This window comes from Brevibacterium metallidurans, assembly GCF_037101285.1.
GTDB classification, from domain to species: Bacteria; Actinomycetota; Actinomycetes; order Actinomycetales; family Brevibacteriaceae; genus Brevibacterium; species Brevibacterium metallidurans.
Genome location: NZ_BAAAAF010000002.1, coordinates 310,567 through 334,821 on the forward strand (window position 1 = coordinate 310,567; position 24,255 = coordinate 334,821).

At 68.3% G+C, this 24,255-nt stretch carries 23 protein-coding genes and 3 tRNA genes; 7 read left to right on the forward strand and 19 right to left on the reverse strand.

Going from position 1 to position 24,255, the window contains the following annotated elements:
• Positions 1-133 precede the first annotated feature (133 nt).
• From AACX88_RS04095 to AACX88_RS04110, 4 genes are all read right to left on the reverse strand, one after another.
• Positions 134-781 (reverse strand): ATP-dependent Clp protease proteolytic subunit, encoded by a 648-nt coding sequence (locus AACX88_RS04095; protein WP_339391826.1) that lies wholly within the window; start codon positions 779-781, stop codon positions 134-136.
• A gap of 17 nt (positions 782-798) precedes the next feature.
• Positions 799-1,359, reverse strand: coding sequence for an ATP-dependent Clp protease proteolytic subunit (locus AACX88_RS04100; protein ID WP_339391981.1), 561 nt, complete (start codon positions 1,357-1,359; stop codon positions 799-801).
• Between the two features lie 329 nt (positions 1,360-1,688).
• Entirely contained in the window at positions 1,689-3,041 is a 1,353-nt protein-coding gene (gene tig / locus AACX88_RS04105; protein ID WP_339391827.1) for a trigger factor, read from the reverse strand.
• A gap of 282 nt (positions 3,042-3,323) precedes the next feature.
• Positions 3,324-3,397, reverse strand: a tRNA-Gly gene (locus AACX88_RS04110).
• Positions 3,398-3,522: 125 nt separating this feature from the next.
• Here AACX88_RS04110 and AACX88_RS04115 point away from each other — a divergent pair.
• Positions 3,523-3,596: transfer RNA gene (locus AACX88_RS04115), tRNA-Pro, on the forward strand.
• Positions 3,597-3,691: 95 nt separating this feature from the next.
• Positions 3,692-4,855 (forward strand): PQQ-dependent sugar dehydrogenase, encoded by a 1,164-nt coding sequence (locus tag AACX88_RS04120; protein WP_339391828.1) that lies wholly within the window; start codon positions 3,692-3,694, stop codon positions 4,853-4,855.
• Between the two features lie 41 nt (positions 4,856-4,896).
• Here AACX88_RS04120 and AACX88_RS04125 read toward each other — a convergent pair whose 3' ends face one another.
• From AACX88_RS04125 to AACX88_RS04135, 3 genes are all read right to left on the reverse strand, one after another.
• Positions 4,897-6,009 carry an alcohol dehydrogenase catalytic domain-containing protein gene (locus AACX88_RS04125; protein ID WP_339391829.1) on the reverse strand — a complete coding sequence of 371 codons (1,113 nt, stop codon included), beginning with the start codon at positions 6,007-6,009 and terminating at the stop codon, positions 4,897-4,899.
• 34 nt (positions 6,010-6,043) lie between these two features.
• Complete coding sequence (locus AACX88_RS04130; RefSeq protein WP_339391830.1) at positions 6,044-6,517, reverse strand: ribose-5-phosphate isomerase; 474 nt, start codon at positions 6,515-6,517, stop codon at positions 6,044-6,046.
• 111 nt (positions 6,518-6,628) lie between these two features.
• A complete protein-coding gene (locus AACX88_RS04135; RefSeq protein ID WP_339391831.1) occupies positions 6,629-7,234 on the reverse strand; it encodes a mycothiol-dependent nitroreductase Rv2466c family protein in 606 nt (201 codons plus the stop codon).
• Between the two features lie 160 nt (positions 7,235-7,394).
• On the opposite strand from AACX88_RS04135, the gene pepN reads away from it, so the two are divergent.
• Genes pepN through AACX88_RS04150 form a run of 3 tightly spaced genes read left to right on the forward strand, consistent with a single transcriptional unit; the run spans position 7,395 to position 11,705 of the window.
• On the forward strand, positions 7,395-10,049 hold the full coding sequence (gene pepN / locus AACX88_RS04140; RefSeq protein ID WP_339391832.1) for an aminopeptidase N: 2,655 nt from the start codon (positions 7,395-7,397) through the stop codon (positions 10,047-10,049).
• A gap of 13 nt (positions 10,050-10,062) precedes the next feature.
• Positions 10,063-11,304, forward strand: coding sequence for a mechanosensitive ion channel family protein (locus tag AACX88_RS04145; protein ID WP_339391833.1), 1,242 nt, complete (start codon positions 10,063-10,065; stop codon positions 11,302-11,304).
• Entirely contained in the window at positions 11,301-11,705 is a 405-nt protein-coding gene (locus tag AACX88_RS04150; protein WP_339391834.1) for a globin, read from the forward strand. Before AACX88_RS04145 ends, AACX88_RS04150 begins: the two co-directional genes overlap by 4 nt.
• Positions 11,706-11,885: 180 nt before the next feature.
• On the opposite strand, the gene AACX88_RS04155 is transcribed toward AACX88_RS04150, so the two are convergent.
• Together AACX88_RS04155 and AACX88_RS04160 are read right to left on the reverse strand one after the other, a co-directional pair.
• Complete coding sequence (locus AACX88_RS04155; RefSeq protein WP_339391835.1) at positions 11,886-12,599, reverse strand: DUF8185 domain-containing protein; 714 nt, start codon at positions 12,597-12,599, stop codon at positions 11,886-11,888.
• Positions 12,596-13,135, reverse strand: a complete 540-nt coding sequence (locus AACX88_RS04160; protein WP_339391836.1) for an acyl-CoA thioesterase — start codon at positions 13,133-13,135, stop codon at positions 12,596-12,598. The genes AACX88_RS04155 and AACX88_RS04160 overlap by 4 nt, the downstream gene beginning before the upstream one ends.
• Before the next feature lie 85 nt (positions 13,136-13,220).
• On the opposite strand from AACX88_RS04160, the gene AACX88_RS04165 reads away from it, so the two are divergent.
• On the forward strand, positions 13,221-14,129 hold the full coding sequence (locus AACX88_RS04165) for an acyl-CoA thioesterase (RefSeq protein WP_339391837.1): 909 nt from the start codon (positions 13,221-13,223) through the stop codon (positions 14,127-14,129).
• Positions 14,126-14,374 (forward strand): hypothetical protein, encoded by a 249-nt coding sequence (locus AACX88_RS04170; RefSeq protein WP_339391838.1) that lies wholly within the window; start codon positions 14,126-14,128, stop codon positions 14,372-14,374. Before AACX88_RS04165 ends, AACX88_RS04170 begins: the two co-directional genes overlap by 4 nt.
• A 157-nt stretch (positions 14,375-14,531) precedes the next feature.
• On the opposite strand, the gene ettA is transcribed toward AACX88_RS04170, so the two are convergent.
• The 10 genes from ettA to AACX88_RS04220 form a co-directional block, all read right to left on the reverse strand.
• Positions 14,532-16,214 carry an energy-dependent translational throttle protein EttA gene (gene ettA, locus AACX88_RS04175; RefSeq protein ID WP_339391839.1) on the reverse strand — a complete coding sequence of 561 codons (1,683 nt, stop codon included), beginning with the start codon at positions 16,212-16,214 and terminating at the stop codon, positions 14,532-14,534.
• A 44-nt stretch (positions 16,215-16,258) separates the two neighbouring features.
• Positions 16,259-16,942, reverse strand: a complete 684-nt coding sequence (locus AACX88_RS04180) for a DUF6993 domain-containing protein (protein ID WP_339391840.1) — start codon at positions 16,940-16,942, stop codon at positions 16,259-16,261.
• Positions 16,943-17,058: 116 nt separating this feature from the next.
• The gene (locus tag AACX88_RS04185; RefSeq protein ID WP_339391841.1) at positions 17,059-17,856 is read right to left on the reverse strand and encodes a single-stranded DNA-binding protein; all 798 of its coding nucleotides are present in this window, start codon (positions 17,854-17,856) and stop codon (positions 17,059-17,061) included.
• Positions 17,857-18,034: 178 nt separating this feature from the next.
• Entirely contained in the window at positions 18,035-19,615 is a 1,581-nt protein-coding gene (locus tag AACX88_RS04190; protein ID WP_339391842.1) for a GTPase, read from the reverse strand.
• The gene (locus AACX88_RS04195; RefSeq protein ID WP_339391843.1) at positions 19,612-21,309 is read right to left on the reverse strand and encodes a dynamin family protein; all 1,698 of its coding nucleotides are present in this window, start codon (positions 21,307-21,309) and stop codon (positions 19,612-19,614) included. Before AACX88_RS04195 ends, AACX88_RS04190 begins: the two co-directional genes overlap by 4 nt.
• Positions 21,310-21,386: 77 nt before the next feature.
• Positions 21,387-21,460, reverse strand: a tRNA-Arg gene (locus AACX88_RS04200).
• Between the two features lie 104 nt (positions 21,461-21,564).
• Entirely contained in the window at positions 21,565-21,774 is a 210-nt protein-coding gene (locus AACX88_RS04205) for a hypothetical protein (protein ID WP_339391844.1), read from the reverse strand.
• 59 nt (positions 21,775-21,833) lie between these two features.
• Positions 21,834-22,157 carry a thiamine-binding protein gene (locus AACX88_RS04210; protein WP_339391845.1) on the reverse strand — a complete coding sequence of 108 codons (324 nt, stop codon included), beginning with the start codon at positions 22,155-22,157 and terminating at the stop codon, positions 21,834-21,836.
• 42 nt (positions 22,158-22,199) lie between these two features.
• Complete coding sequence (locus tag AACX88_RS04215; protein ID WP_339391846.1) at positions 22,200-22,817, reverse strand: MOSC domain-containing protein; 618 nt, start codon at positions 22,815-22,817, stop codon at positions 22,200-22,202.
• Between the two features lie 47 nt (positions 22,818-22,864).
• The gene (locus tag AACX88_RS04220; RefSeq protein WP_339391847.1) at positions 22,865-24,055 is read right to left on the reverse strand and encodes an acetyl-CoA C-acetyltransferase; all 1,191 of its coding nucleotides are present in this window, start codon (positions 24,053-24,055) and stop codon (positions 22,865-22,867) included.
• Positions 24,056-24,255 lie beyond the last annotated feature (200 nt).

Genomic DNA, 24,255 nt, shown 5'->3' on the forward strand with positions numbered 1-24,255 from the left:
CGGTGTCCTGGGCAGGCGCGCCCCGGTGTCCCGAGTGGAGTCCGACCTGGTGTCCGACCCGGGCGCTGAAGTGGGCGCCGACGCCGAACGGGCCCGGACGATCGAGGATCGTCCGGGCCCGCATGGCCGTGTCTCAGACTCCCTTGCGGGAGGTGAGCACCTGGTCGACGAGACCGTAGTCCTTCGCCTGTTCGGCGGTGAGGAAGAGGTCGCGCTCGATGTCGTTCGAGACCTGCTCGGCGGTCTTGTTCGAGTGGTCGGCCAGGGTCTGCTCGAGCCACTGGCGCATCCGCAGCACCTCGGCGGCCTGGATCTCGATGTCCGAGGCCTGTCCCTGTCCCTGACCCTGCATCGAGGGCTGGTGGATGAGGACGCGGGCGTTGGGCAGCGCGAGGCGCTTGCCCGGGGTGCCCGCAGCCAGCAGCACGGCGGCTGCCGAGGCGGCCTGACCCAGGCACACGGTCTGGATCTCCGGCTTGATGTACTGCATCGTGTCGTAGATCGCCGTCAGCGCCGTGAACGATCCGCCCGGTGAGTTGATGTAGAGCGTGATGTCCCGGTCGGGGTCCTGCGACTCGAGGACGAGCAGCTGGGCCATGATGTCGTCGGCGCTCGTGTCATCGACCTGCACGCCGAGGAAGATCACGCGATCCTCGAACAGCTTCGTGTACGGGTCCTGACGCTTGAAGCCGTACGGCGTGCGCTCCTCGAACTGCGGCATGACGTAACGCGAGACCGGCATCTGGCCGGCGGTCGAACCCGGCATGATCATTTCGTTCATTCTTCCCTGTCTCCGTCTCAGTTGTCGGTGACTTCGGACGACTGGGTCACGACGTTGTCGATGAAGCCGTATTCGAGGGCCTCCTCGGCGGTGAACCAGTGGTCGCGGTCGTTGTCTTTGAGGATCTGCTCGAGCGACTTGCCGGTCTGTTCGGCGGTGAGCTCGGCCATCTGCTTCTTCATGTGGAGGATGAGCTCGGCCTGGATCTTGATGTCCGTGGCCGTGCCGCCGATGCCGCCGAGCGGCTGGTGCATGAGGATGCGTGCGTGCGGGGTCGCGTACCGCTTGCCCTTGGCACCGGACGAGAGCAGGAACTGCCCCATCGAGGCGGCCATGCCCATCGCGACGGTCGCGACGTCGGGCTTGATGTACTGCATGGTGTCGTAGATCGCCATGCCCGCGGTGACCGATCCGCCCGGCGAGTTGATGTAGAGCCAGATGTCGGAATCCGGGTCCTCGGCTGCCAGCAGCATCATCTGCGCGCAGATCGCGTTGGCGTTGGAGTCACGCACTTCCGAGCCCAGCCAGATGATCCGCTCTTTGAGCAGACGGTTGAAGATGTGGTCGTCGAGGCCCATGCCCCCACCGGCGTCGAGGCCGACGGGCGCTGTCGTGTCGTGTGCGCTCACGTTTCTCTCCTGATTGGTCGTGATTGGCTTGCTATGGACTCTAACTGGTGACACCTGGGTTTTAGTCCCCCCGCTCACCCGTGTTCGCCCTCAGCGTGATCCCCCGGATCCGCGGGGAGGATCGCCGGCGATGCCCGCTTCGCTGAATGCGGAAACGGCGGGCACGGTCATCCCGTGCCCGCCGTTGTCCCCTGCTGAGGCGGAAGCTGAGCTCACCCGCCGAGGTGGAGGTGCGATTCCCCCGCCGAGGCGGTCAGAGCGTTCGGCTCAGAGCGTTCTCACTTCTCGGTCTCGACCGTTTCGGTCTCCTCGACCTCGACGTCGTCAGCATCGTCGGCTGCGGTTTCGTCACCGGCGGGAGTGGTGAACTCCTCCATGTCGACGACGTTGCCGTCGGTGTCCTTGACGATCGCGCCGGCCAGCGCGGCGGCGAGGGCCTTGCGGCGGGAGACCTCGCCGACGAGGGCGTTGACCTGACCGGAGTTGTCGAGCATCTGCGCGAACTCGTTCGGGTTCATCCCGTACTGCTGCGAGGCGGAGATGAGGTACTCGATGAGCTCGGGCTGGGTGACCTCGACGTCCTCGGCTTCGGCGATCGCATCGAGGACGAACTGCGTGCGCAGGTTGCGCTCGGTCTCCTCGGTGACCTCCTTGCGGTGCTCGTCGTCGTCGACACGGTCCTCGGATTCGAGGTGGCGCTCGACCTCGTCGGCGACGATCTTGCCGGGAACCGGCACGTCGACGGCGGCGATGATGGCTTCGAGGACCTTGTCGCGGGCCTCGGCGCCCTGCGCGAACTCCTTCTGCTTGCCGGCCTGGACCTTGAGGTCCTCACGGAGTTCGTCGATGGTGTCGAACTCGCTGGCCAGCTGCGCGAAGTCGTCGTCGGCCTCGGGGAGCTCGCGCTCCTTGACGGCCTTGAGCGTCACGGTCACACTGCCGGACTCGCCTTCGTGCTCGCCGCCGGCGAAGGTCGTGGAGAAGGTCGTCGACTCATCGGCCGAGAGTCCTTCGAGCGCTTCGTCCATGCCCTCGAGCATGGTGCCTGCGCCGACCTGGTAGGAGATGTCGGAGGCCTGATCGATCTCCTCGTCGTCGATCTTCGCAACGAGATCGAGGGTGACGAAGTCGTCCTTCGCAGCCGGACGGTCGACAGCGGTGAGGGTGCCGAAGCGGGAGCGCAGCTGCTCGAGCTCAGCCTCGACGTCGGCGTCGGTGACCTCGATGGGGTCGACCTCGACGGTGATCGAGTCGTAGGCGGGCAGGGTGATCTCGGGGCGCACGTCGACGTCGACGGTGAAGACGAGGTCGCCGTCCTCGGTGCCGTCGAGGCCGGGGACCTCGGAGATCTCGACCTCGGGCTGGCCGAGGGGCTTGAGGTCGTTCGCCTCGACCGCGTCACGGTAGAAGGCGTCGAGTCCGTTGTTGATGGCTTCCTGGATCACCGTCGGGCGGCCGATGCGCTGGTCGATGATGCGAGCCGGGATCTTGCCCTGGCGGAAGCCGGGAACGGTGACCTGGCCAGCGATGGTCTTGTAGGCCTCGTCGACGCTCGGCTTGAGTTCGGCGTAAGGGACTTCCACGCTGATCTTGACCCGGGTGGGGTCGAGTTGCTCGACGGAGCTCTTCACAGTGTGACCTTTCAGAATCGACAGTCATGCTCGGGGTCGGCATGACCCTGCAGGGTCATGGGACCGGTGAGGCTGCGGACATGGGCCATGTCCGCAAGATGCAGTCACCCATCCTACTTGACACCGGGTCCAAAACACGAAACCCGCCGAGGCGCTCAGCCGCCCGAGTCCGAGCCGGGCTGACAGCGATGCAGGTCCGTCGCCGAGGCGGGCACAGGTGCGGGGTGGATTCGCACCCGGTGAATGCAGAAACCGGCCGGACCCTGAGGTCCGACCGGCCGGTGGAGGGGATGACGGGAATCGAACCCGCACCATCAGTTTGGAAGACTGAGGCTCTACCATTGAGCTACATCCCCGTGTTGCGAATATGACTATAGCCGAGGTCCGCAGGAGCGGACAAATCGAGCTTTCGTGACGTGTCTCACGCCCGGTCCTCCTCGTTGGGCGCCGACGCGCGGGTGTGGTTAGATTGAGTCCGTCGCGGGATGTGGCGCAGCTTGGTAGCGCATCTGTTTTGGGAACAGAGGGTCGCAGGTTCAAATCCTGTCATCCCGACGATCGAGAGCCGTCCGGACCGTATGGTCCGGACGGCTCTCGCGCCTGCGGGCGGTCTTCGGTGACAATGGTGTCCCGACGGGAAAGGACCCGAGATGTCGTGCACGCATCCTCCAGTGAACCCGCAGCGCCGACCGAATCCACGACGGACGACCGCCCTCCTCGCCGGGGTCAGCCTGGCTCTCGCCGCGTGCTCGTCCCCTGCCCCCACAACCGCGCCGACCTCCCCTGCCTCGAGCTCCGCGGCGGCAGCGTCGTCCGACCCCTCAGCGGAAGGGACTCCCCCGGACATCAGCGCCCCGGAGACCGTCGTCGACAACCTGGCCGCACCCTGGTCGATCGCCTTCGCCGGAGATGTCGCGCTGGTGAGCGAACGCGATTCGGGTCGGATCCTCGAACTCTCCACCACCCGCCCCGCGCAGACCAGAGAGGTCGGGACCGTGCCGGGCGTGACGCCGGCGGGCGAAGGAGGTCTGCTCGGCCTCGCCGTCGCCGATGACTTCCTCTACACCTACTTCACGGCCGCACAGGACAACCGGATCGTCCGCTTCCCCCTCACCGGCGGGCCCGGGTCGTACAGCCTCGGCGACCCCGAGGTGCTCCTCGACGGCATCCCCAAGGCGGGAACCCACAACGGCGGGCGCATCGCCTTCGGACCCGACGGCCGCCTCTATGCGACCGCCGGCGACGCCGGAGACCGCGAATCCGCGCAGAACCGGCAGGCGCTCTCCGGCAAGATCCTCCGCCTCGACCCCGACGGTTCCGTGCCCGCGGACAATCCGTTCCCCGGCTCCTACGTCTACACCTTCGGGCATCGGAACCCGCAAGGCATCGGCTGGGATTCCTCGGGTCGGATGTATGCGAGCGAGTTCGGGCAGAACGCATGGGACGAGCTCAACGTCATCGAACCCGGCGGCAACTACGGGTGGCCCGAGGTCGAGGGCATGGCCGAACCCGGGGAGGGCTCGGACTACGTCGACCCCGTCCAGCAGTGGCGCACGGACGAGGCAAGTCCGAGCGGACTGACCGTCCTCGGCGAGTCGATCCTCATCGCCAACCTCCGCGGGCAGGTGCTCCGTGAGGTTCCGACGACCGATCTCTCCCAGTCGCGGACGTTCTACCAGGGCGAGTACGGCCGCCTCCGCGATGTCGTCACGACCCCGGACGGTCAGCTGTGGATGCTGACGAACAACACCGACGGTCGCGGCAGCCCGGCGGCCGGGGACGACAGGATCCTCCGGATCCCCATGCCCGACTGAGCCGAGGTGCAGGAACGTTCCTCAGCCGGTGAGGTCGTGCCTCAGCGGGTGAAGTCGATGACCTGTCGGATGACGCGCCCCTCGGCGAGAGCGTCGAAGGCCGCATTGATGTCGTCCAAGCCCACCGTGTCGGAGATGAGCACCTCGACGGGCAGCCGACCCTCGCGCCAGGCCTGCGCGTAGACGGGGATGTCGCGACTCGGCACGGCAGAACCGAGGTAGGACCCGATGACCGTGCGCGCCTCGGCGGTCAGGGTCACGGGCGCGATGGAGGTCCGAGCCTCCGGCGACGGCAGCCCCACGGTGACAGTCGTCCCGCCGACGGCGGTCGCTGTGAATGCGGTCTCGAAGGCCCGCGGGTGCCCGACGCATTCGATGACGATCGGGGCCCGCCGCTCCCCCAGCTCCTCCGGGGTGTACGTCTCGATCGCGCCGAGCTCCTCCGCGAAGGCGAGCTTGTCCGGATTCGCGTCGACCCCGATGACCCCGGCGGTCTCGACCGACAGGGCAGTGATGAGCGCGGCCATGCCGACGCCCCCGAGGCCGACGATCATCACTTCGTCCTCGGGTCCCGGCGCGCCTGCGTTGAGGACGGCACCGCCGCCGGTGAGGACCGCGCAGCCGAGCACCGCGGCGATTCCGGGCGGCACATCGTCGCCGACCGGAACGACCGAGGCACGGTTGACCACGGCGTAGGTGGCGAACACGGACGCGCCGAGGTGGTGGAGCACCTCGGCGCCGGAATCGTCGTGCAGCCGCACCCGGTGCCCGTCGAAGGGCAGGGTGCCGGCGGAGTTCGTCGCACTGCCGGGAATGCACGGCAGCTTGCCGTCGGTGAGGCAGTTCCGGCACACCCCGCAGCGCGGGAGGAACACGGTGACGACCTGCTCGCCGAGGCGCAGATCGTCGACGCCCTCGCCGAGGGCCTCGACGATGCCGGCGCCCTCGTGGCCGAGGAGCATCGGCAGGGGCCTCGGCCGGTTGCCGTCGACGACGGAGAGGTCGGAATGGCACACGCCGGCCGCAGTGAGCCGGATGAGGACCTCACCGGGGCCCGGCGCATCGAGGTCGAGGTCCTCGATCGTCAGCGGACGGGAGTCCGCGTACGGCCGCTGACGTCCCATCTCGCGCAGGACCGCGCCCCGGATCCTCATCGCCGGATTCCCCCAGCGGGCGCGGTCGGCTCGCTCACAGTCCCGCCTGTCCCTCGGACTCGTAGGCGGCCATGATGCCGATCCGCCGAGAGTGGCGGTCGTCGCCGGAGAACGGGGTCGTGAGGAATGCGTCGACGATCGCGAGCGCCTCGGCCTCCGGATGCTGTCGGGCACCGACGGCGACGATCTGGGCGTCGTTGTGCTCCCGGGCGAGCTTCGCGATCTCCGGGTTCCAGGCCAGGGCCGCACGGGCGCCGGTGACGAGGTTCGCGGCCATCTGCTCGCCGTTGCCGGAGCCGCCGATGACGACGCCGAGCGAGTCGAGGCCGGCCGCACGGTCGTCGACGACGGCCTGGGCGGCGGCGATGCAGAAGGCGGGATAGTCGTCGAGGGCGTCGTATTCGAGGGCGCCGTGGTCGATGACCTCGTAGCCCTCATCGCCGAGGTGGGTCTTGAGGACCTCTTTGAACTCGAAGCCTGCGTGGTCGGTGCCGAGGTGGACCTTCATCGTGTTCCTTTCGTCCCCGGTCGCCGTCGCGGGCCGGGATGAGTCAGTGCAGTCGGTGCGGGAGGCGGCGCCGGGAGGACGCCGGTGCCGTGGGCAGCGCCGAGGTGCCGGTCAGTCGAAGATCGGCCCCTGGTCGCGGGTGCGCTTGAGTTCGAAGAAGCCCGGGGTCGAGGCGACCGCGAGGACGCCGTCGAAGAGGCGTCCGGCGTCTTCGCCCTTCGGGGCGGGGGTGACGACGGGGCCGAAGAACGCGGTGCCCGCGACCTGGCAGATCGGGGTGCCGACGTCGTCGCCGACGAGGGCCATGGCCTCGTCGTGGGACTTCTGCAGCGCCTCGTCGTAGTCGTCCTTCTCGGCGTACTCGATGAGCTCGGCGGGCAGCTCGAGCTCAGCGAGCGCCTCGGCGACGGCCTTGTCGAAGTCCTTCTCCCCGCCCGGGTGGATGCGGGTGCCGATCGCGGTGTAGAGGGGTTCGGCGATCTCCTCGCCGTGCTGGGCGATCGCCGCGGTGACCACGCGCATGGGTCCGAGCGTGCGGTCGATGAGTTCGCGGTAGTCCTCGGGCAGCTCACGGCCGCGGTTGAGGATGTTGAGGCTCATCGGGTGGAAGCGGACGTCGACGTCACGGACCTTCGCGACCTCGAGCCCCCAGCGGGAGGTCATCCACGCCCACGGGCACGCCGTGTCGAACCACAGGTCAAGGGTCTCTCTGCTCATGCTCACTCCTCGTCAGGTCTGCGCGGCGATGCGCCACCGCGATCTCCGAGGCCAATCTACCAACTTCCCGCGTGCCCCACCGAGTGGACCGATGGGTGGGAAGGGTTCATGACAGAATGACGACGAACACACCCGGTCCCGATGCGGAGGTCGCCAGACAGTGCCCCAGTACAACCTCACTCGCGAAGAAGCCAGAACGCGTGCGTCCCATATCCACGTCACCAGCTACGAGCACACCCTCGTCCTCACCGGGACCGGTGAGAGCTTCCGGGTCCGCTCCCGGATCCGGTTCACCGCCGATCCGGGTGCCGAGACCTTCATCGATGCGATCACCGCCAGCGTCGAACGCGTCCAGCTCAACGGCATCGACCTCGAGATCGCCGAGGTGGTGGCCCCCTCCCGCATCACCCTGGCGGGGCTGGCGGCGGAGAACGAACTCGTCGTCGACGCCCACTTCTTCTACATGAACACGGGTGAGGGCCTGCACCGCTTCGTCGACCCGATCGACGACGAGGTCTACCTCTATTCGCAGTTCGAGGTGCCCGATGCCCGGCGCGTCTTCCCGGTCTTCGAACAGCCCGACCTCAAGGCGCCGTTCTCCTTCACCGTCATCGCCCCCGAGCATTGGACGGTCGTGTCGAACTCGCCGACGCCCACCCCGGGCGATGCGAGCGAGACCTTCGCCGACCTCGACGAGGAGGAGACTGCAGGGCTCGCCGTGTGGCAGTTCGCCCCGACCACCCCGATCTCGTCCTACATCACCGCGATCGTCGCCGGACCCTACCGCAGCGTCCACTCCGAGCTCGTCTCCTCCGACGGACAGCCGGTGCCGTTGGGCCTCTACTGCCGGCAGTCGCTCTTCGAGCACCTCGATGCGGAGAACCTCTTCGCGATCACCCGGGCGGGCTTCGAGTTCTTCGAACGCGAGTTCGGCGTGCCCTACCCGTTCGAGAAGTACGATCAGCTCTTCGTCCCCGACTTCAACGCCGGGGCCATGGAGAACGCCGGGGCGGTGACGATCCTCGAGAACTACATCTTCCGCTCCCGCCCCACCGAGGCCCTCGTCGAGCGGCGCACGGTCACCGTCCTCCACGAACTCGCCCACATGTGGTTCGGGGACCTCGTAACGATGCGCTGGTGGAACGACCTGTGGCTCAATGAGTCCTTCGCCGAATTCATGTCGACCCTGGCGACGGCGGAGGCGACGAAGTACTCCGACGCGTGGACGACGTTCGCGACGATCGAGAAGTCGTGGGCCTACCGCCAGGACCAGCTGCCGAGCACCCACCCCATCGTCGCCCCCATCGAGGATCTCGCCGATGTCGAGGTCAACTTCGACGGCATCACCTACGCCAAGGGCGCCTCGGTGCTCAAGCAGCTCGTCGCCTGGGTGGGTCGGGCCGAATTCTTCGCCGGGCTCTCCCAGTACTTCGAGAAGCACGCATGGTCGAACACGGAACTCGATGATCTGCTCACCGAACTCGAGGCCACGAGCGGACGCGACCTCGCCGCATGGTCGAAGCTCTGGCTCGAGGAGTCCGGGGTCAACCTCATCGAGGCCGCGGTGGAGACCGCGACCGCACCGGACTCCCCCGCCGAGGTGGTCCAGCGGCTGCGGGTGACGCAGAAGCCGTGGGTGATCGACGGCCAGCCCGTGCCGTCCCTGCGCTCGCACCGCCTGGCGATCGGGTTCTACTCCGAGAATGCCGACGGCCGGCTCGTGCGCACCCATTCCTTCTCACTCGACCTCGACTCCGCCGAGGCGGATGTGCCGGAGGCCGTGGGCCTGCCGGTGCCCGCGGTCATCGTCGTCAACGACGCCGACCTCACGTACGCGAAGGTCCGCTTCGATCCGGCGAGCATGGCGACCGCGGCCGCCCGGCTCTCGGACTTCGACGACTCGCTCACCCAGCTCCTCGTGCTCTCGACCCTGTGGGACAGTGTGCGCGACGGCGAGGTGCCCGCCCAGGACTACATCGACACCCTGCTCGACCATCTCCTGGCGATCACCCACTCCTCGGGTCTGCTCACGCAGATGCGCCAACTCGACACCGCCGTCGGCGCCTACCTTCCGCCTGCGGCCAGGGCTGCCGCGCACACCCGCATCGCCGACCGCCTCGGCGAGCTCTTCGCCCAGGCCCCGGCCGGCACCGACCAGGCGTTCCAGTTCTTCCGCGGCATCATCCGGCATGCGCAGTCCCCGGAGCAGATCGCGACTCTGAGGGAATGGGTCGACGCCGAGGAGGTCGGGGGCATCACGATCGACACCGACTTAAGGTGGGAGCTGCTCATCGCCCTGTCCAACCACGACGCGATCGACGAGTCCGCGATCGCGGACATGGCCGCCGACGATCCCAGCGCCACAGGTCAGCGGCAGGCCGCGACCGCTCGGGCCGCGCGGACCACCTCGGCGGCGAAGTCCCAGGCATTCACGGCGATGATCGAGCAGATCGACATGCCGAACTCGGAGCTCGGGGCACTGGCCACCGGTTTCGGGATGGGACTGCAGACCGGTGACGGTGAGCTCATTCCCGCGCAGGCGCCGCTGACGGACTTCGCCTCGGAGTACTTCCAGCGCATCTCCGGGTGGTGGGAGACGCGGACGCTGGAGATGGCGCAGACGATGACCCTGCGCCTCTTCCCGCCGGCGAGTGCGAAGGCCGTCGAGGCAGCCCGGACCTGGCTGGAGCAGCATCCGGCGGCACCGAAGGGGCTGACCCGGCTGATGCGGGAGAACCTCGCCGACGCCGAGCGCGCGCTGGCGGCTCAGCGGACGTCCAGCGACGTTGAGGACCCGTCCAAGAACAGCCGATAGGGTCGTTGGCATCATGACAGCTGAATCACTGCAGACCACCCTGCTCTCCGCCGCCCAGATCGACTGGTCGTTCCTCCTCGACGTCCCGCTGCGGGTGACGATCATCATCGTCGGCGCCCTGCTGATCAACTTCCTCATGCGCATCGTCATCCGGCGCTTCGCCGCGAGCGTGGCTAAGGGCACCGTCGATTCGTCGAAGGCGAGCTCGCGCTTCTCCACCTCGGCGATGGAGTCGCAGCTCACCGGCATCGATCAGGCGACGATCAGGGAGCGGCGCGCACAGCGGGCGCAGACGGTGGGGCGGATGCTGTCCTCGGTGACCTCGATCGTCATCGCCATCGTCGCCGGACTCATCGTGCTCAGCGAACTCAACTTCAACGTCGGCCCGATCCTCGCCTCGGCCGGTATCGCCGGTGTCGCGATCGGCTTCGGCGCGCAGGCGCTCGTCAAGGATTACCTGTCCGGGTTCTTCATGGTCATCGAGGACCAGTACGGCATCGGCGATTCCGTCGACCTCGGTGAGGCGATCGGCGTCGTCGAGGATGTGGGACTGCGCACGACCCAGGTCCGCGGGCTCGACGGCACCCTGTGGCACGTGCGCAACGGTGAGATCCTCCGCGTCGGCAACCAGTCCCAGGGCTGGGCGAGGGCCGTCCTCGACATCCCCGTCGCCTACAACACCTCGGTGGCGACGTACTCGACCGTCATCGACGACACGACGAAGGCGATCGAGAAGGACCCGGAGATCGCCGATGCGATCCTCGAACCGCCGGAGATCTGGGGTGTCGAATCCCTCTCCGCACAGTCGCAGGTCATCCGCACCGTGCTCAAGACGAAGCCGAACCAGCAGTGGAAGGTCGCGCGCGCCTTCCGGGCCGAGCTCAAACGTCAGATGGACAGCCGCGGGATCCACATCCCGATCACCCAGGAGACGGTGTTCCGGACCCTGCCCGATCCCAGCGAGGCGGTGCGGATCAAGTCGATGGACGACTCGGTCACCGACGCCGACGAGCACGAGAAGCGGGCTCAGCGCGAATCCGCTGAGGGTGCGGACGAACGCGAGGCGAACGAGGCATCCGGTGCGTCGGCGAGTGCGGGTGCTACAGCGGGTGTAGGTGCATCGGGCACCGGTGCATCCGGTTCCAGTGCGGGCCGGCCTGCGGGCGGCACGGGGACGAACGGGAACACGGGCGGGGCGAACAGCTCCGGCGGGGCGACTGGATACAAAGGACCGAAGACGGGAAGCGGACGATGAGCGAGCAATCGAGCACGGAGACGATCTTCGCGGCCGTCGGCGGCCATCCCACGTTCACCCGGCTCGTCGACGTCTTCTACGAGCACGTCGCCGCCGACGAGGTGCTCATCGCGATGTACCCCGAGGGCCATGAGCTCACCGGCGCCAAGCACCGGCTGCAGATGTTCCTCGAACAGTACTTCGGCGGTCCCACGACGTATCAGGCAGAGCGCGGGCACCCGCGGCTGCGGATGCGCCACTTCCCGTTCCCCGTCGACTTCGACGCCCGGGACCGCTGGCTGAAGAGCATGCGCGCCGCCCTCGACGACGTCGCCCTGCCCCCGCTCTACGACGAGCTCTTCTGGGACTACTTCCAGCGTGCGGCCACGGCGATGGTCAACACGAACAGCACCGGTGCCTGAAGCGCGAAGCGCAGGATCGGAGTCCGGCCTCGCGTGTCGGTGCACGGAGCGGGAGCTTAGCCGACGCTTGGACTGCGGGCTTCAGCGGGCGCGTCGGTGCGGGCCCCGGACGGCTCCTGGAGTGTGTGCTTCGCCGAACGCCTGGAATGAGGGCCTCAGCGAACGCCTGAAATACGCGCCTCAGCCCGCGCGGCGGGTGAGCAGATGACCGCCGGGGGTGACCAGGCGCAGCCACCCCGCGCTCTCCATCACCGCGACCTCGGAGCCGGAGTCTCCCCTGCTGGCCGCCACGGTGCCTGAGCCACCGGCCGCCTCGGTGCCTGAACCTGACGGCAGGAACCGCAGACCGTCGGCGGCGAACGCGAGCCCGCTCGGAATCGGCGTGCCGCCGGTCGCTTCGACGGGACGCGACCACACGCGTGCCCGCAGCGCCTTGACCGCATGCGAGCCCGCTCCGTCGGGAGTGCCCGCACCCACCTCAGCGATGCCCGCCTCGGCGGTCGAGCGCAGCAGCCCGGCATCGACCGTGTCGGTGCGCTCCCACGGACCGCGCGGCGGGGCGATGCCCGCCCAGGACACGAGTGCGGTCGTCGGCGGCAGCGGCAGGGTGCTGCCGTTCTCTGACCGCGCGAAGCGGTCGGTCAGCGCTGAAAGCGGCACGACCTCGTCGAGGCCGTCGAGTTCGGGACGTTCGAGCCGCTGCATGCGCATCGCCAGCACGAGCGGCGTGGAATCCCCGATGCCGTGCGGGTACAGCGGGGCGACGGTGAGGACGAGGACGTTCGAGACGACCTGCAGCCGCATCGCCCCGTCCCGGTCGAGCCGGTGGGCCAGCGAAGTGAACGCGGTGAGGTCGCGCATCGCCTTCTCGTCGGCGATCTCCAGGGTCGTCATCGGCGGCTCCGCAGGCGCACGGGCTCCCGGACGACCTCGGTGAGCCCGGTGGTCTCCTCCTCGGTGAGGCGGCGGGGTCGACCGGTGGTGGTGTCGACGAAGGCGATGACGGTCTCGGCGACGGTGTAGACCCGTGAGCCGTCGGGTTCGCAGACGACGTAGCCGATCGTCACCGAGGCGGGCTTCACCTCGCTGACGACGAGGTCGACGGCGATGGGACCGGGACGGTAGGCGATGGGGCTGCGATATTCGACCAGGTGTGAGGCGACGAGCAGCTCGGTGGTCGCCGAGGCGGCGCCGAAGACCACAGGCATCGGCAGTCCCGAGACCACCTCGGCGGCACCATGGGCACCGGGGACGGCCACGGCGTCGCGGCTCTGCGTCGGCGAACCCAGGGCACGCACGCGCGCCTCTTCGAGCAGCTGCATCTGGGTGACGTTGTTGACGTGCCCGTACGCGTCCATGTCACCCCATCTCAGTTCGAGGAGCACTCGGGTGAAGTCGGTGAGAAGGGGGTTCGTGGGGCCGTTGCGCATGTGTCCATGATGCCATCTCCGCACCCGTGACGAAGACCGCGATAGGATCGGGAGACGACACCCGACCCCGTCCCCGGAGGCCCCTGTGAGCGAAACCGAACCGTCATCCGCCGAGGCGAACGTCGCGCGTCTGCACGAACTCCTCACCCTGCGGAGACTGGAGTCGGAGGCCGGTCCCCGGGAGTCCGATCTCTTCGTCGGCCCGAGCCAGTACAAGCCCGACGGCAGGGTCTTCGGCGGACAGGTCCTCGCCCAGTGCATCGTCGCGGCCTCGGCGACCCTGCCCGAGGACCGGCTCATCCATTCCCTCCACGGATACTTCCTCCGGGCCGGCGACGTCGCCGAACCGATCGAGTTCGGCGTCGAGCGCCTCCGAGACGGACGCTCGTTCTCCGCCCGACGGGTCCATGCGTATCAGAAGGACGCTCCGATCCTCTCGCTCATCGCCTCGTTCCAGGAGGAGCAGCCGGGCTTCGAGCATTCGGAGTCGATGCCCACCGGCATTCCCGGCCCCGAGGACTCCCCCGACCTCCGTGAGCTCCTCGCCGCCGTCGATACCGTCCAGGTCACCGAGTGGCTCAACCGACGCCCCTTCGACATCCGCCCGGTCGAGCCCTTCGGCGTGCCGGGCACGACGATCGACACCGAGCTGCCCGAACAGCACATCTGGTTCCGGGCCAGCGCCCACTTCGGCGACGATCCCGTGCTCAACGCCGCGGCACTGGCGTACGCGAGCGACTTCAACCTCCTCGAACCCGTGCTCCGCCGGCACGGCCTCTCATGGGGCTCTCCCGGTCTGCGGGTCGCCAGCCTCGATCACGCGATGTGGTGGCACCGGCGGGTCCACGTCGACGACTGGATGCTCTACGTCCAGGAGTCCCCTGCGGCCAGGGGTGGGCGCGGACTCGGCTACGGCCGCATCTTCTCCCGCGACGGGGCGCTTCTCGCCACGGTCGCCCAGGAGGGCATGGTCCGGGTCAAGGACATGCCGTGAGCGATGAGAAGACCGCGATGATCGAGATCCTCTCCTCGATCCTCAGCCGCCTCGTCAACGTCGCCCTCTGCCTCGTGATCACGTCGATCGCTCTGCTCCGGCTGCGCAATGGGACGGACCTCCACTTGGGCGTCATCGTCGCCCTCGCTCTCGTCATCGGCGTCCTCGGCACGATCGCGGTGCGCTGGGTGCTCCGGCTCCTCCACCGCCTGTGGCGGAAGGTCTTCGACTCCTTCGCCCGCTGAGGCGGCTCCGCCTCCCCCCCTAAGCCAACCCCGCCTTCCGCTCACGCAACTCTGCCACCGGCCGAGGCTATGCGGTCGGCAGACGTCGACCGCGCGAACGACGTCGGGCCCCAGCGCAGTCGCTGGGGCCCGACGTTCGTGCTGGCGCGGCTGACGTTCAGTCGCGGGTGAGGCGGCGGTGCGTGACCCGGTGGGGGCGCGCCGCTTCCTCGCCGAGGCGGTCGATCTTGTTCTTCTCGTAGGCTTCGAAGTTGCCCTCGAACCAGTACCACTGAGCCGGGTTCTCCTCGGTGCCCTCCCACGCGAGGATGTGGGTGGCGACCCGGTCGAGGAACCAGCGGTCGTGGGAGACGACCACGGCGCAGCCGGGGAATTCGAGCAGGGCGTTCTCGAGCGAGCTCAGGGTCTCGACGTCGAGGTCGTTCGTCGGCTCGTCGAGCAGGAGGAGGTTGCCGCCCTGCTTGAGGGTGAGCGCGAGGTTGAGGCGGTTGCGCTCACCGCCGGAGAGGACGCCGGCCTTCTTCTGCTGATCGGGTCCCTTGAACCCGAACGCGGAGACGTAGGCGCGCGAAGGCATCTCGACGGCGCCGACCTGGATGAAGTCGAGTCCGTCGGAGACGACCTCCCACAGGGTCTTGTCGGGGTCGATGCCGCCGCGCGACTGGTCGACGTAGGAGATCTTCACGGTCTCGCCGACCTTGAGGTCTCCCCCGTCGAGACCTTCGAGTCCGACGATCGTCTTGAACAGCGTCGACTTGCCCACGCCGTTGGGTCCGATGACGCCGACGATGCCGTTGCGCGGCAGCGAGAAGCTCAGACCGTCGATGAGCAGACGCCCATCGAAGCCCTTCTCGAGGTCCTTGGCTTCGATGACGATGTCGCCGAGGCGGGGGCCGGCCGGGATCTGGATCTCTTCGAAATCGAGCTTGCGGGTCTTCTCGGCCTCCGCAGCCATCTCCTCGTAGCGGGCGAGTCGGGCCTTCGACTTCGTCTGCTTGGCCTTCGGGTTCGAGCGCACCCATTCGAGTTCGTCCTTGAGGCGCTTGGCGAGCTTCGCGTCCTTCTTGCCCTGGACCTGGAGGCGCTCCTGCTTCTTCTCCAGGTAGGTGGAGTAGTTGCCCTCGTACGGGTAGAGGTGTCCCCGGTCGACCTCGGCGATCCATTCGGCGACGTGGTCGAGGAAGTACCGGTCGTGGGTGATGGCGATGACGGCGCCGGGGTAGGACTTGAGGTGCTGCTCGAGCCAGAGCACGGATTCGGCGTCGAGGTGGTTCGTCGGCTCGTCGAGGAGGAGCAGGTCGGGCTTCTCGAGGAGGAGCTTGCACAGGGCCACCCGGCGGCGCTCACCACCGGAGAGGACGCTGACGTCGGCGTCGGGCGGCGGGCAGCGCAGGGCGTCCATGGCCTGTTCGAGCTGGGAGTCGAGGTCCCACGCGTCGGCGGCGTCGATGGCTTCCTGGAGCTTGCCCATCTCCTCCATCAGGGCGTCGAAGTCCGCGTCCGGATTCGCCATCTCCTCGGAGATCTCGTTGTACCGGTCGAGCTTCGCCTTGATCTCGGCCACGCCCTCTTCGACGTTGCCGAGCACGGTCTTGTTCTCATTGAGCGGCGGCTCCTGCATGAGGATGCCGACGGTGTATCCGGGGCTCAGCCGGGCTTCGCCGTTCGACGGCTGTTCGAGGCCGGCCATGATCTTGAGGATCGTCGACTTGCCGGCGCCGTTGGGGCCGACCATGCCGATCTTCGCCCCGGGGTAGAAGGACATCGACACGTCGTCGAGAATGACTTTGTCACCGTGCGCTTTGCGCGCCTTGTGCATGGTGTAAATGAATTCGGCCATAGTGGCCCCAGATTATCGGTTGGGCACCCCATGTGCCAATCGATCTAGCCCCCGCCGAGCGACGGCGAATCGCCGTCCGAGGAGCCGTCGGACGACCCTCCCGACGACGAGGATCCACCCGAGGAGGACGAACCGCCAGAGGAAGACCCTCCACCGCCGGAGGACGATCCGCCCGAGGACGACGAGCCGTCGGAGGAACCCGGGCTCGGGGTCTCTGCGTCGTCGCCGGTGATGTTCTCACCCGGCATGTGTCCGGCACCGTTGGAGTCGCCGTCCTCGTCGCGCTTCTCCCCCTTGGGGGCGTCGACGCCTTCGGGTCGGTCGACGTCGCCGAGCAGGCACGCGCCGGTCGACTCGGTGGGCGGCATGAGCTCGGCGGTGGCCTTGCCCTTGCGGATCTCTCCGACCACGCAGCCCTTCTTCGTCTTCACCCCGAACACCTTCGAGGGGACTTCGTTGCCCAAGGGAGAGGCGTCGAGGGTGGCTTCGAGCTGATCGGGCTTGTAGCCGGCATCGATCATCGTGTCGAAGAACTTCTTCGTCGACGGAATCTTATCCTCGTCGCCGGTGAGCGGTTCGACGGCCTTGAGGACCTTGTCGACCTCAGCCGCGGGCTTCTCCTGCGACTTCTTCGGCGCCGGTCCGGCGTCGTCGTCCAATCCGAGCAGGGAGCATCCCGACAGGGCAAAGGAGAGGGCTGCGACACCCAGGAGGGGAGCGAGACGCATGGATCACCTCGGTGAGGACGAACACGAACGACACCACTCTAGCCGATCAGCCTCCTCGTCCGGGTCGCCCGCCTCATCGTGCGGGTCGCCACGACTGATGCATCCGTTCACAGGGATCAGAACGGGGCGGCAGCGGCGACCGTCGCGCCCGCGATGCCGTCGTCGGACTCCTCCCCATCGTCGTCGACGTCAGGGCCGCCGGCTCCGGTGGCGGAGAACTCGCCGCGATCGTCGGCACGGCCATCATCGTCGCCGCTGCGACCATCGTCCTCGCCGAATCCGCCGTCTGCCACGGAGTCCTGATCGTCGCGGTCGTCGACATCCGCGTCACCGTCGACGTAACCGCTTGACTCTGCGTCGGTGCTGAAGCCCGGAGAGACGGTGGCCGCGGCGACCGACACCCCTTCTGTCGTCTCGAACGTCCCCGCATCGCCTCCGTCCGCTCCGAACGGGCCCGCACCGACGCGTGCGGCCGGATCGTCGGCGATCCCACCCCAGCCCGACGATGAGGCCTCACCGGCCTGGGGAGCGGACGACGGCTTCGCCGCGTTCGGTCCCGGCACCTTGACGTAGTGCGCGGTGCCGTACTTGAGGTCGGGACCGAGGTGGTCGGCGATGATCGTCGGTGCGATGCCCGAGCGCTCCCCGGACTCCCATCTGCGGATGCGCAGGTGGCCCTGGACGACGACGTTCATGCCGAGGCTGACCGAGGAGCCGACGTTGCTCGCCAGCTGCCCGTAGCAGTCGATACCGAACCACGAGGTCGTGTCGGTGACGAACTCACCGGTCTGCTTGTCCACCCGCCAGTGGTTGACGGCGAGCCGGAACGACGCGCATGGGCGTCCGGTCGGCAGGGTCCGGGGCTGTGGGACGGTTGCGACTGTGCCGCACACGGTGATGGGGATGTTCGACATTGCTCATTCCTCGCTCTGCTCTGGGGCGGCGGGAACCGTCTGGTCGCGCCCGCCAGGGGTCCCTCCAGCACAGCGCGGTCGACGCAGAGCTGTCGAGGGTGCGAAAAGGCCCTGTGGACGGCGGTTATGCGTCCACAGGGCCGGAGCACACGAGTGAGCGGGCCTGTGAGGATGAGTCTCAGGCGAGGCGCTGATACGCGTCGCGGTGCGTGGCGATGACCGCGTTGACCGGCTGCAGGTACGAACTCTGCGCCGCATGCGCCACCGCCGATCGCAGGTCGGCGTCGACGGCCGCGGCGGCCTCGTTCGCGCCCTTGTTCCGCGCGTTTCGGGCGCTCACCGAGGTGATGACCGACCCGAGGATGCCGAGGACGAGGACGCCGATCGTCACCGCCCACGTCCACCACGGCATCGCACCCGGGGCGGCGAGTTCAAGGGCGGCGACGACGATGAGCCCGAGCGCCCCGATGATCGTGGCGAGGAAGAAGATGACCTGGAGGACGTTCGCAAGCGACCACCAGCCGGGGGTTCGGCGTTCGATATCCACAGCCGTGACGGCCGAGTCGAGGGTGTCGGCGAGCTGATTCGTGCTCGTCCGCTCCGCCTCGGCGGCCGCGGCCTGCCAAGGCCTGGGCAGGGTCGAGACGGACTCCGTGATGAGGTCGTGGGCCATGAGCCGGACCTGGGAGCTCTGCGTCTTGCTCGTCGCCGGCACCGAGGCGCGGACGAGCTCGTCGCGGTTGTCCCCGTGCTTGGCGCCGAGGGGGTCCGGGGCGTTGCGCTGCATCCAGGCGAGCAGCGGATAGCCGGTGCGCCGGTAGGCGCGGCGGATGTAGTCGTCGTGGACGGTCTGCGCGACCGCCTCGACGCCGGCGGCCTCCGACATCGTCTGCATCAGGTGCGCGGCGCCGGGCAGCTCATCGGGGGTGGCGACCGGTTCACCGAGTTCGCCGCGGATGCGACGCGCCATCGCCTGCATGTCCGAGAGCAGGCGTTCGGCGGCGGCCTGCTTGGAATCGAGGGTGTCGGCGAGGATCGAGCGGATCTCCGGGATCCCCTCGCGCGTCACCGCGGAGGACAGGCGCACCGCGGTGTCGGTGAGTCCGTCCTCGTTGAGCAGCTGACGCAGGTGCGCGGCGGCGGCCTTCTGCTCCTCGAGGCTGAGCTTGTCGACCTGGTTGAGGACGACGACCATGTTCGCGCTGTTCTCCGCCAGTTTCGTCAGATACTCCGAATGGAGGGAGAAGTCCGCGTACTTCTGCGGGTCGACGACCCAGAAGACGACGTCGACGAGGCCGACGAGGCGGTCCGATTCGACGCGGTGCTCGACGGCGGTGGAGTCGTGGTCGGGCAGGTCGAGGAGGATGAGTCCGTGCAGGCGGCGCTGGTCGTCGCCGTCGAGGGCGGATTCGCGCCAAGTCCGACTGCGCGGGGGCACGGAGAGCCAGTCGAGGATCTCGGTACCGCCGTCGCCCCACACGCAGGCCGTCGGCCGTGAGGTCGTGGGACGGCGCACGCCCACACGGGCGATGTCGAGGCCGGCGACGGCGTTGAACAGGGACGACTTGCCCGAGCCGGTCGATCCGGCGAAGGCGACGACGGTGAAGTCCTCGCCGAGGTCGAGGCGATCGTCGGCCCGCTCGAGCAGGCTCGCCGCGTCCGCGCGCACCTCGGCGCTGATCCTGTCGTCCTCGAGGGCCAGCGAATGGCGGATGCCCTCGGCGAGTCGCCTGATCTCGGACTGGGCCGAATCGTTCACAATGCCTCCTCGAGGCGGACGCCGGCGGTGCGGAGTGCTCCGGACTGCCTGGTGGGAACCGCTGTCAGTCGTAGTGCTTGGTCGAATGGGATGCGGCAGTCGCCGACGATGCCGGCCGCAGCGGTGAGGAAGCGGTCGCGGATCGAGGCGATGAGGTTGACGGCCTCCTCTTCGCCGAAGATCGTCCCGGCGAGGCTGAGCGCGACTCCGGCGCCCGAGCGGGAGGCGGCGTCGTGCGACGAGGTGTGCCGTGGGTCCCAGAAGGTCGCGTATTCGAGGACGGCGCAGACGCCGCCGACGCCGAAGGAGAGGATCCTCGCCTTCGACTTCTTCCCCTGCCCGATGTCGCGGACCAGCGCGTTGACCTCGTTCGACCAGCCGCTCACGGCGTCCTTGACGCGGTCCTCGAGTTCCGCGGAGGGATTGTGCAGCGCCGGTTCGGATTCGACGAGGGCGTCACCGGCGGGAATGCGGCGCCAGTCGTCGGCGACGACGTCGACGACGTCGACGGCCGCCTCACGCAGGGTGATCGCCGCGCTGCGGAGGATCGCGACGTGCAGGGGGGCTGCGGCATCGTGCTTGCCGGTCACCGCCGCGGAGATGCGGTCGCGCATCCGGGCCATCGTCGGCTCGAGGCCGCGGAAGAGCTGACCGGTGCCGACGAAGTCCTGCCAGCGGGCGTTGACGGCGCCGTGGAGGATGCGTCCGTCGGTGACGACGGTGGCCAGTGACTCGTGGGCGGCGCGGAAGCGCTCGTCGACGATCCCCGCGAGCTCGGCGTGTGCGCGCTCCTGGGATTCGGCCGCCTCGGCGAGGGCGTCGACCCGACCGGGCAGGGAGCCGATGGCCCCGGTCAGCGTGCGGCGGCGGATGCGGGCGCGGGAGTCCGCCTCGGCGCTGACCTCGCGGATCCACGATTGGATCGGGTAGACGGCGGTGTGCGGGAGGAGACCGTCCTCGAGCGGGAGCTCGGCGACGGAGAAGATCGGCGACTGGGCCAGTCCCGCCTCGGAGAGCAGATGGGAGAGGTGGTGGCGGACTTCGCGGTTCGCCTCCGGGGGCACGCGGTCGAGGACGATGGCCACCGAGGTGCTCCGGTCGGCGGCCTCGCGCAGCAGGGCCCACGGGGCGGCGTCGGCGTACCGGTTGGCCGTGGTGACGAACAGCCAGAGGTCGGCGCACATGAGGATGCGCCGGGCGAGGTCGCGATTGGATTCGGCGATCGAGTCGATGTCAGGGCAGTCGAGGATGGCCGTGCCCGGGGCGATGTCGGCGTCGGGGACGAGGACGAGGGCCGGGGACGTCGACTCGGGATCGGAGCTACGCGGCAGGTCGCCGAGGAAGGTCTGGGCCTCGAAATGCTTGGCGTCGGCGGGATTGTGGATGACGATCGGATTGGCCGTCGTCGGCCGACGCACCCCGGCCGGGCTGACGATGCGGCCGACGAGGGAATTGACCAGGGTCGACTTCCCGGCCCCTGTCGATCCGCCGACGGCGATGAGGAAGGGAGCCGGGGCGCGGTTGATCCGCGGGAGGATGAAGTCGTCCATCTCCGAGGTCAGAGACGAAAGCAGGCGACGGCCGGCGGTCGCGTCCTCGGTCTGCAGGGTGAACCGGGTCTCGGAGAGCTTCTTCGCGATATCGCTCAGTGCTCCGCCCACCGGTGGCGTCACGGCATTTCCGCTGTCTGTCATCACGCATCCACTTTCCCTGTTTTCACAGATGAGCACCACGAGGCACGCCGTGACGAGGGACAATTGCCTGCACACTGCGCCCCCGGCGGGGCTCGAACCCGCGACCTACCGCTTAGAAGGCGGTTGCTCTATCCGACTGAGCTACGGAGGCCCACACATCGTAACCGATGAGCTGTGGGCAGACGAAAGCGGCCCCGCACTCGCCCTGCCGGGTCTGAGACCGGGGGCGTGCGGGACCGCGTGAAGGGGCGGGCGTCAGTGGTCGCTGCCGGCTTTCTCCAATGCCTTGCGGATCGTGACGAGCGCGAGGATGACGACACCCGTGAGCGCGAGGAAGACCGCGAGGGCCTCGACGCCGAAGGCGACCTCGGCCGCGATCGGGACGAACCCCGCAACCATGAACCCGAGCAGGGCGATCATGGTCAGAGCAGTGGCTGTGGTGAAATATGCGGATCCATTCTTCATGGGTCATCCTCCTTCTTCCTTAAGCCGAGGATAGACCCGATTGCGATCCGCGTCACTGCCTACTGGTCGGAAACCTTTCGGCGGGCTTCGATCGCCTCTTCGAGACGGTCGACCTTCGCCTCGATCTCGCCGTCCCGGCCCGGTCGGATGTCGGCCTTGATGACGAGTGAGATCCGAGTGCCGAAGGGCGCGACCGCCTCGGTGGCCCGCTTGACGACGTCGAAGACCTCGTCCCAGGTCCCTTCGATCTCGGTGAACATGCTCGTCGTGCGGTTGGGCAGCCCGGAGTCGCGGACGACCTCGACGGCCGCGGCCACGGCCTCGTGGACCGAACCGTCAGCGCTGTCGCCGCCGCTCGGGGCGACTGAGAATGCGAGAAGCATGGTGGGTCTCCTTACTGTTGTGTCGTGACTGGTGAGTCGTCATCACACCGGAGCCAAGGGCTGATGCTCCCCTGTCGGCACCCCGACAGTGATGGTGTCTCCTGATCGAACGATCCCGCCGCGGGAGACGATCCCCATCACCCCGGCGCGCCGCACGACCTCACCCTCGCCGTCGCGCGAGACGACGTGGCGCAGGAGACCGGACTGCCATGAGTCGATCTGTGCGCACGGATTGCGCAGTCCGGTGAGCGTGATGACGGCGGCGCCGATCGTCAGCCGAGTGCCGACAGGGAGCCCGAGAAGGTCGAGGCCTGCCGTCGTGATGTTCTCCCCCAACTGACCCGGGCCGACGGCGAATCCTGCCTCGGCAAGCTCGTCGAAGAGTTCGGAATGGAGGAGATGGACCTGGCGCAGATTCGGAGCAGACGGCGTCCTCTCCAGGCGCGAGCGATGCTGGACGGTCACCCCCGCATGGGCATCGCCGCGCACGCCGAGACCCTCAATGAGTTCGATCGACTCCCGGACGGGCTTGGAGAAGCCGTGCTCCCCATCGCAGGCGACGCTGACGATCTGCGGAACAGCCCGCAGTTCCGACCTGGGCACGACCGGAGCGGAGCGCGTCGCACTGACGTCGCCCCGCTCCCCCGTTGTCGGGCCCATCGGTCGGGTCTCCTCGTCGACCTCGGCAGCCCGTCGGCTCCCTGGCCTCAGCCCTGTTCCGGAACGGTGATGATGAGCGAATCACCCTGCCCACCGCCGCCGCAGAGGGCAGCGACTCCGGTGCCCCCGCCTCGGCGCTGGAGTTCGAGCGCGAGGGTGAGGACGATGCGGGCGCCCGAGGCACCGATGGGGTGGCCGAGCGCGATCGCTCCGCCGTTGACGTTGACCTTCTCCGGATCGATGCCGAGGTCCTTCGTGCTCGCCAGCCCCACGGCGGCGAACGCCTCGTTGATCTCGTAGAGGTCGAACGAGTCGGCGGCCACACCTTCGGCCTCGGCGGCCTTGCGGATCGCCTGCGAAGGCTGGTGCTGCAGCGTCGAGTCGGGTCCGGCCGTCCAGCCGTGGGCGCGGATCTCGGCGAGGATCGGGGCACCGAGCTCCTCGGCCTTCTCCCGGGACATGACGACGACGGCGGCCGCGCCGTCGGAGATCTGCGAGGCGTTGCCGGCGGTGATCGCACCGTCCTTGCGGAAGGCCGGACGCAGCTTCGCCATCGACTCGACCGTCGTGTCCGGGCGCACGCCCTCGTCGACGGAGACGGTGACGTCGCCCTTGCGGGTCGAGATCGTCACGGGCACGACCTCGTTCTCGAACGCGCCCTTCTCCCAGCCGGCGGCGGCCCGCTGATGCGACTGGGCGGCGAAGGCGTCCTGCTCCTCGCGGGAGAACTCGGACTCGCCCTTGTTCGCGTCCTCGGTGAGACCGCCCATGGCCTGATCGGTGAACGCGTCCCAGAGGCCGTCGTAGTCCATGTGGTCCTTGACGACGACGTCGCCGTACTTGTACCCGGCGCGGGACTTCTCGAGCAGGTGCGGGGCCAGGGTCATCGACTCCTGTCCGCCGGCGACGACGACGTCGTACTCCCCTGCCCGGACCAGCTGCGCTGCCTGGGTGATCGCATTGATGCCCGAGAGGCACAGCTTATTGATCGTGATCGCCGGCACGCTCATCGGGATGCCCGCCTCGGCGGAGGCCTGACGTGCCGGTCCCTGACCGAGGCCGGCCTGGAGGACCTGGCCCATGATGACGTATTCGACCTGGTCACCGGAGATGCCCGCGCGGTCGAGCGCGCCCTTGATCGCGGCGGCGCCCAGGTTGACCGCCGTCTGCGTGCCGAGTGCTCCCTGGAGCCGCCCGAACGGGGTGCGCGCACCGGAGACGATCACTGCTTCAGTCATGTTTCCTCCTCGAAGGACTGTGGCTCCGTCGAGCAGCCGCAGTCGGCGGCCGCGCACGCGGAGAGCTGTTGAGTCAAGGGTAGTCGAGGCCTCTGTGGCCTTCGTCACCGGGGTCGCCGAGGCGGCCCTCCGCAGGCCGGATTCGGACACAACACTCATCTTGAGTCCGATAGAGTAGGGAACGCGCAGGCATGACCACA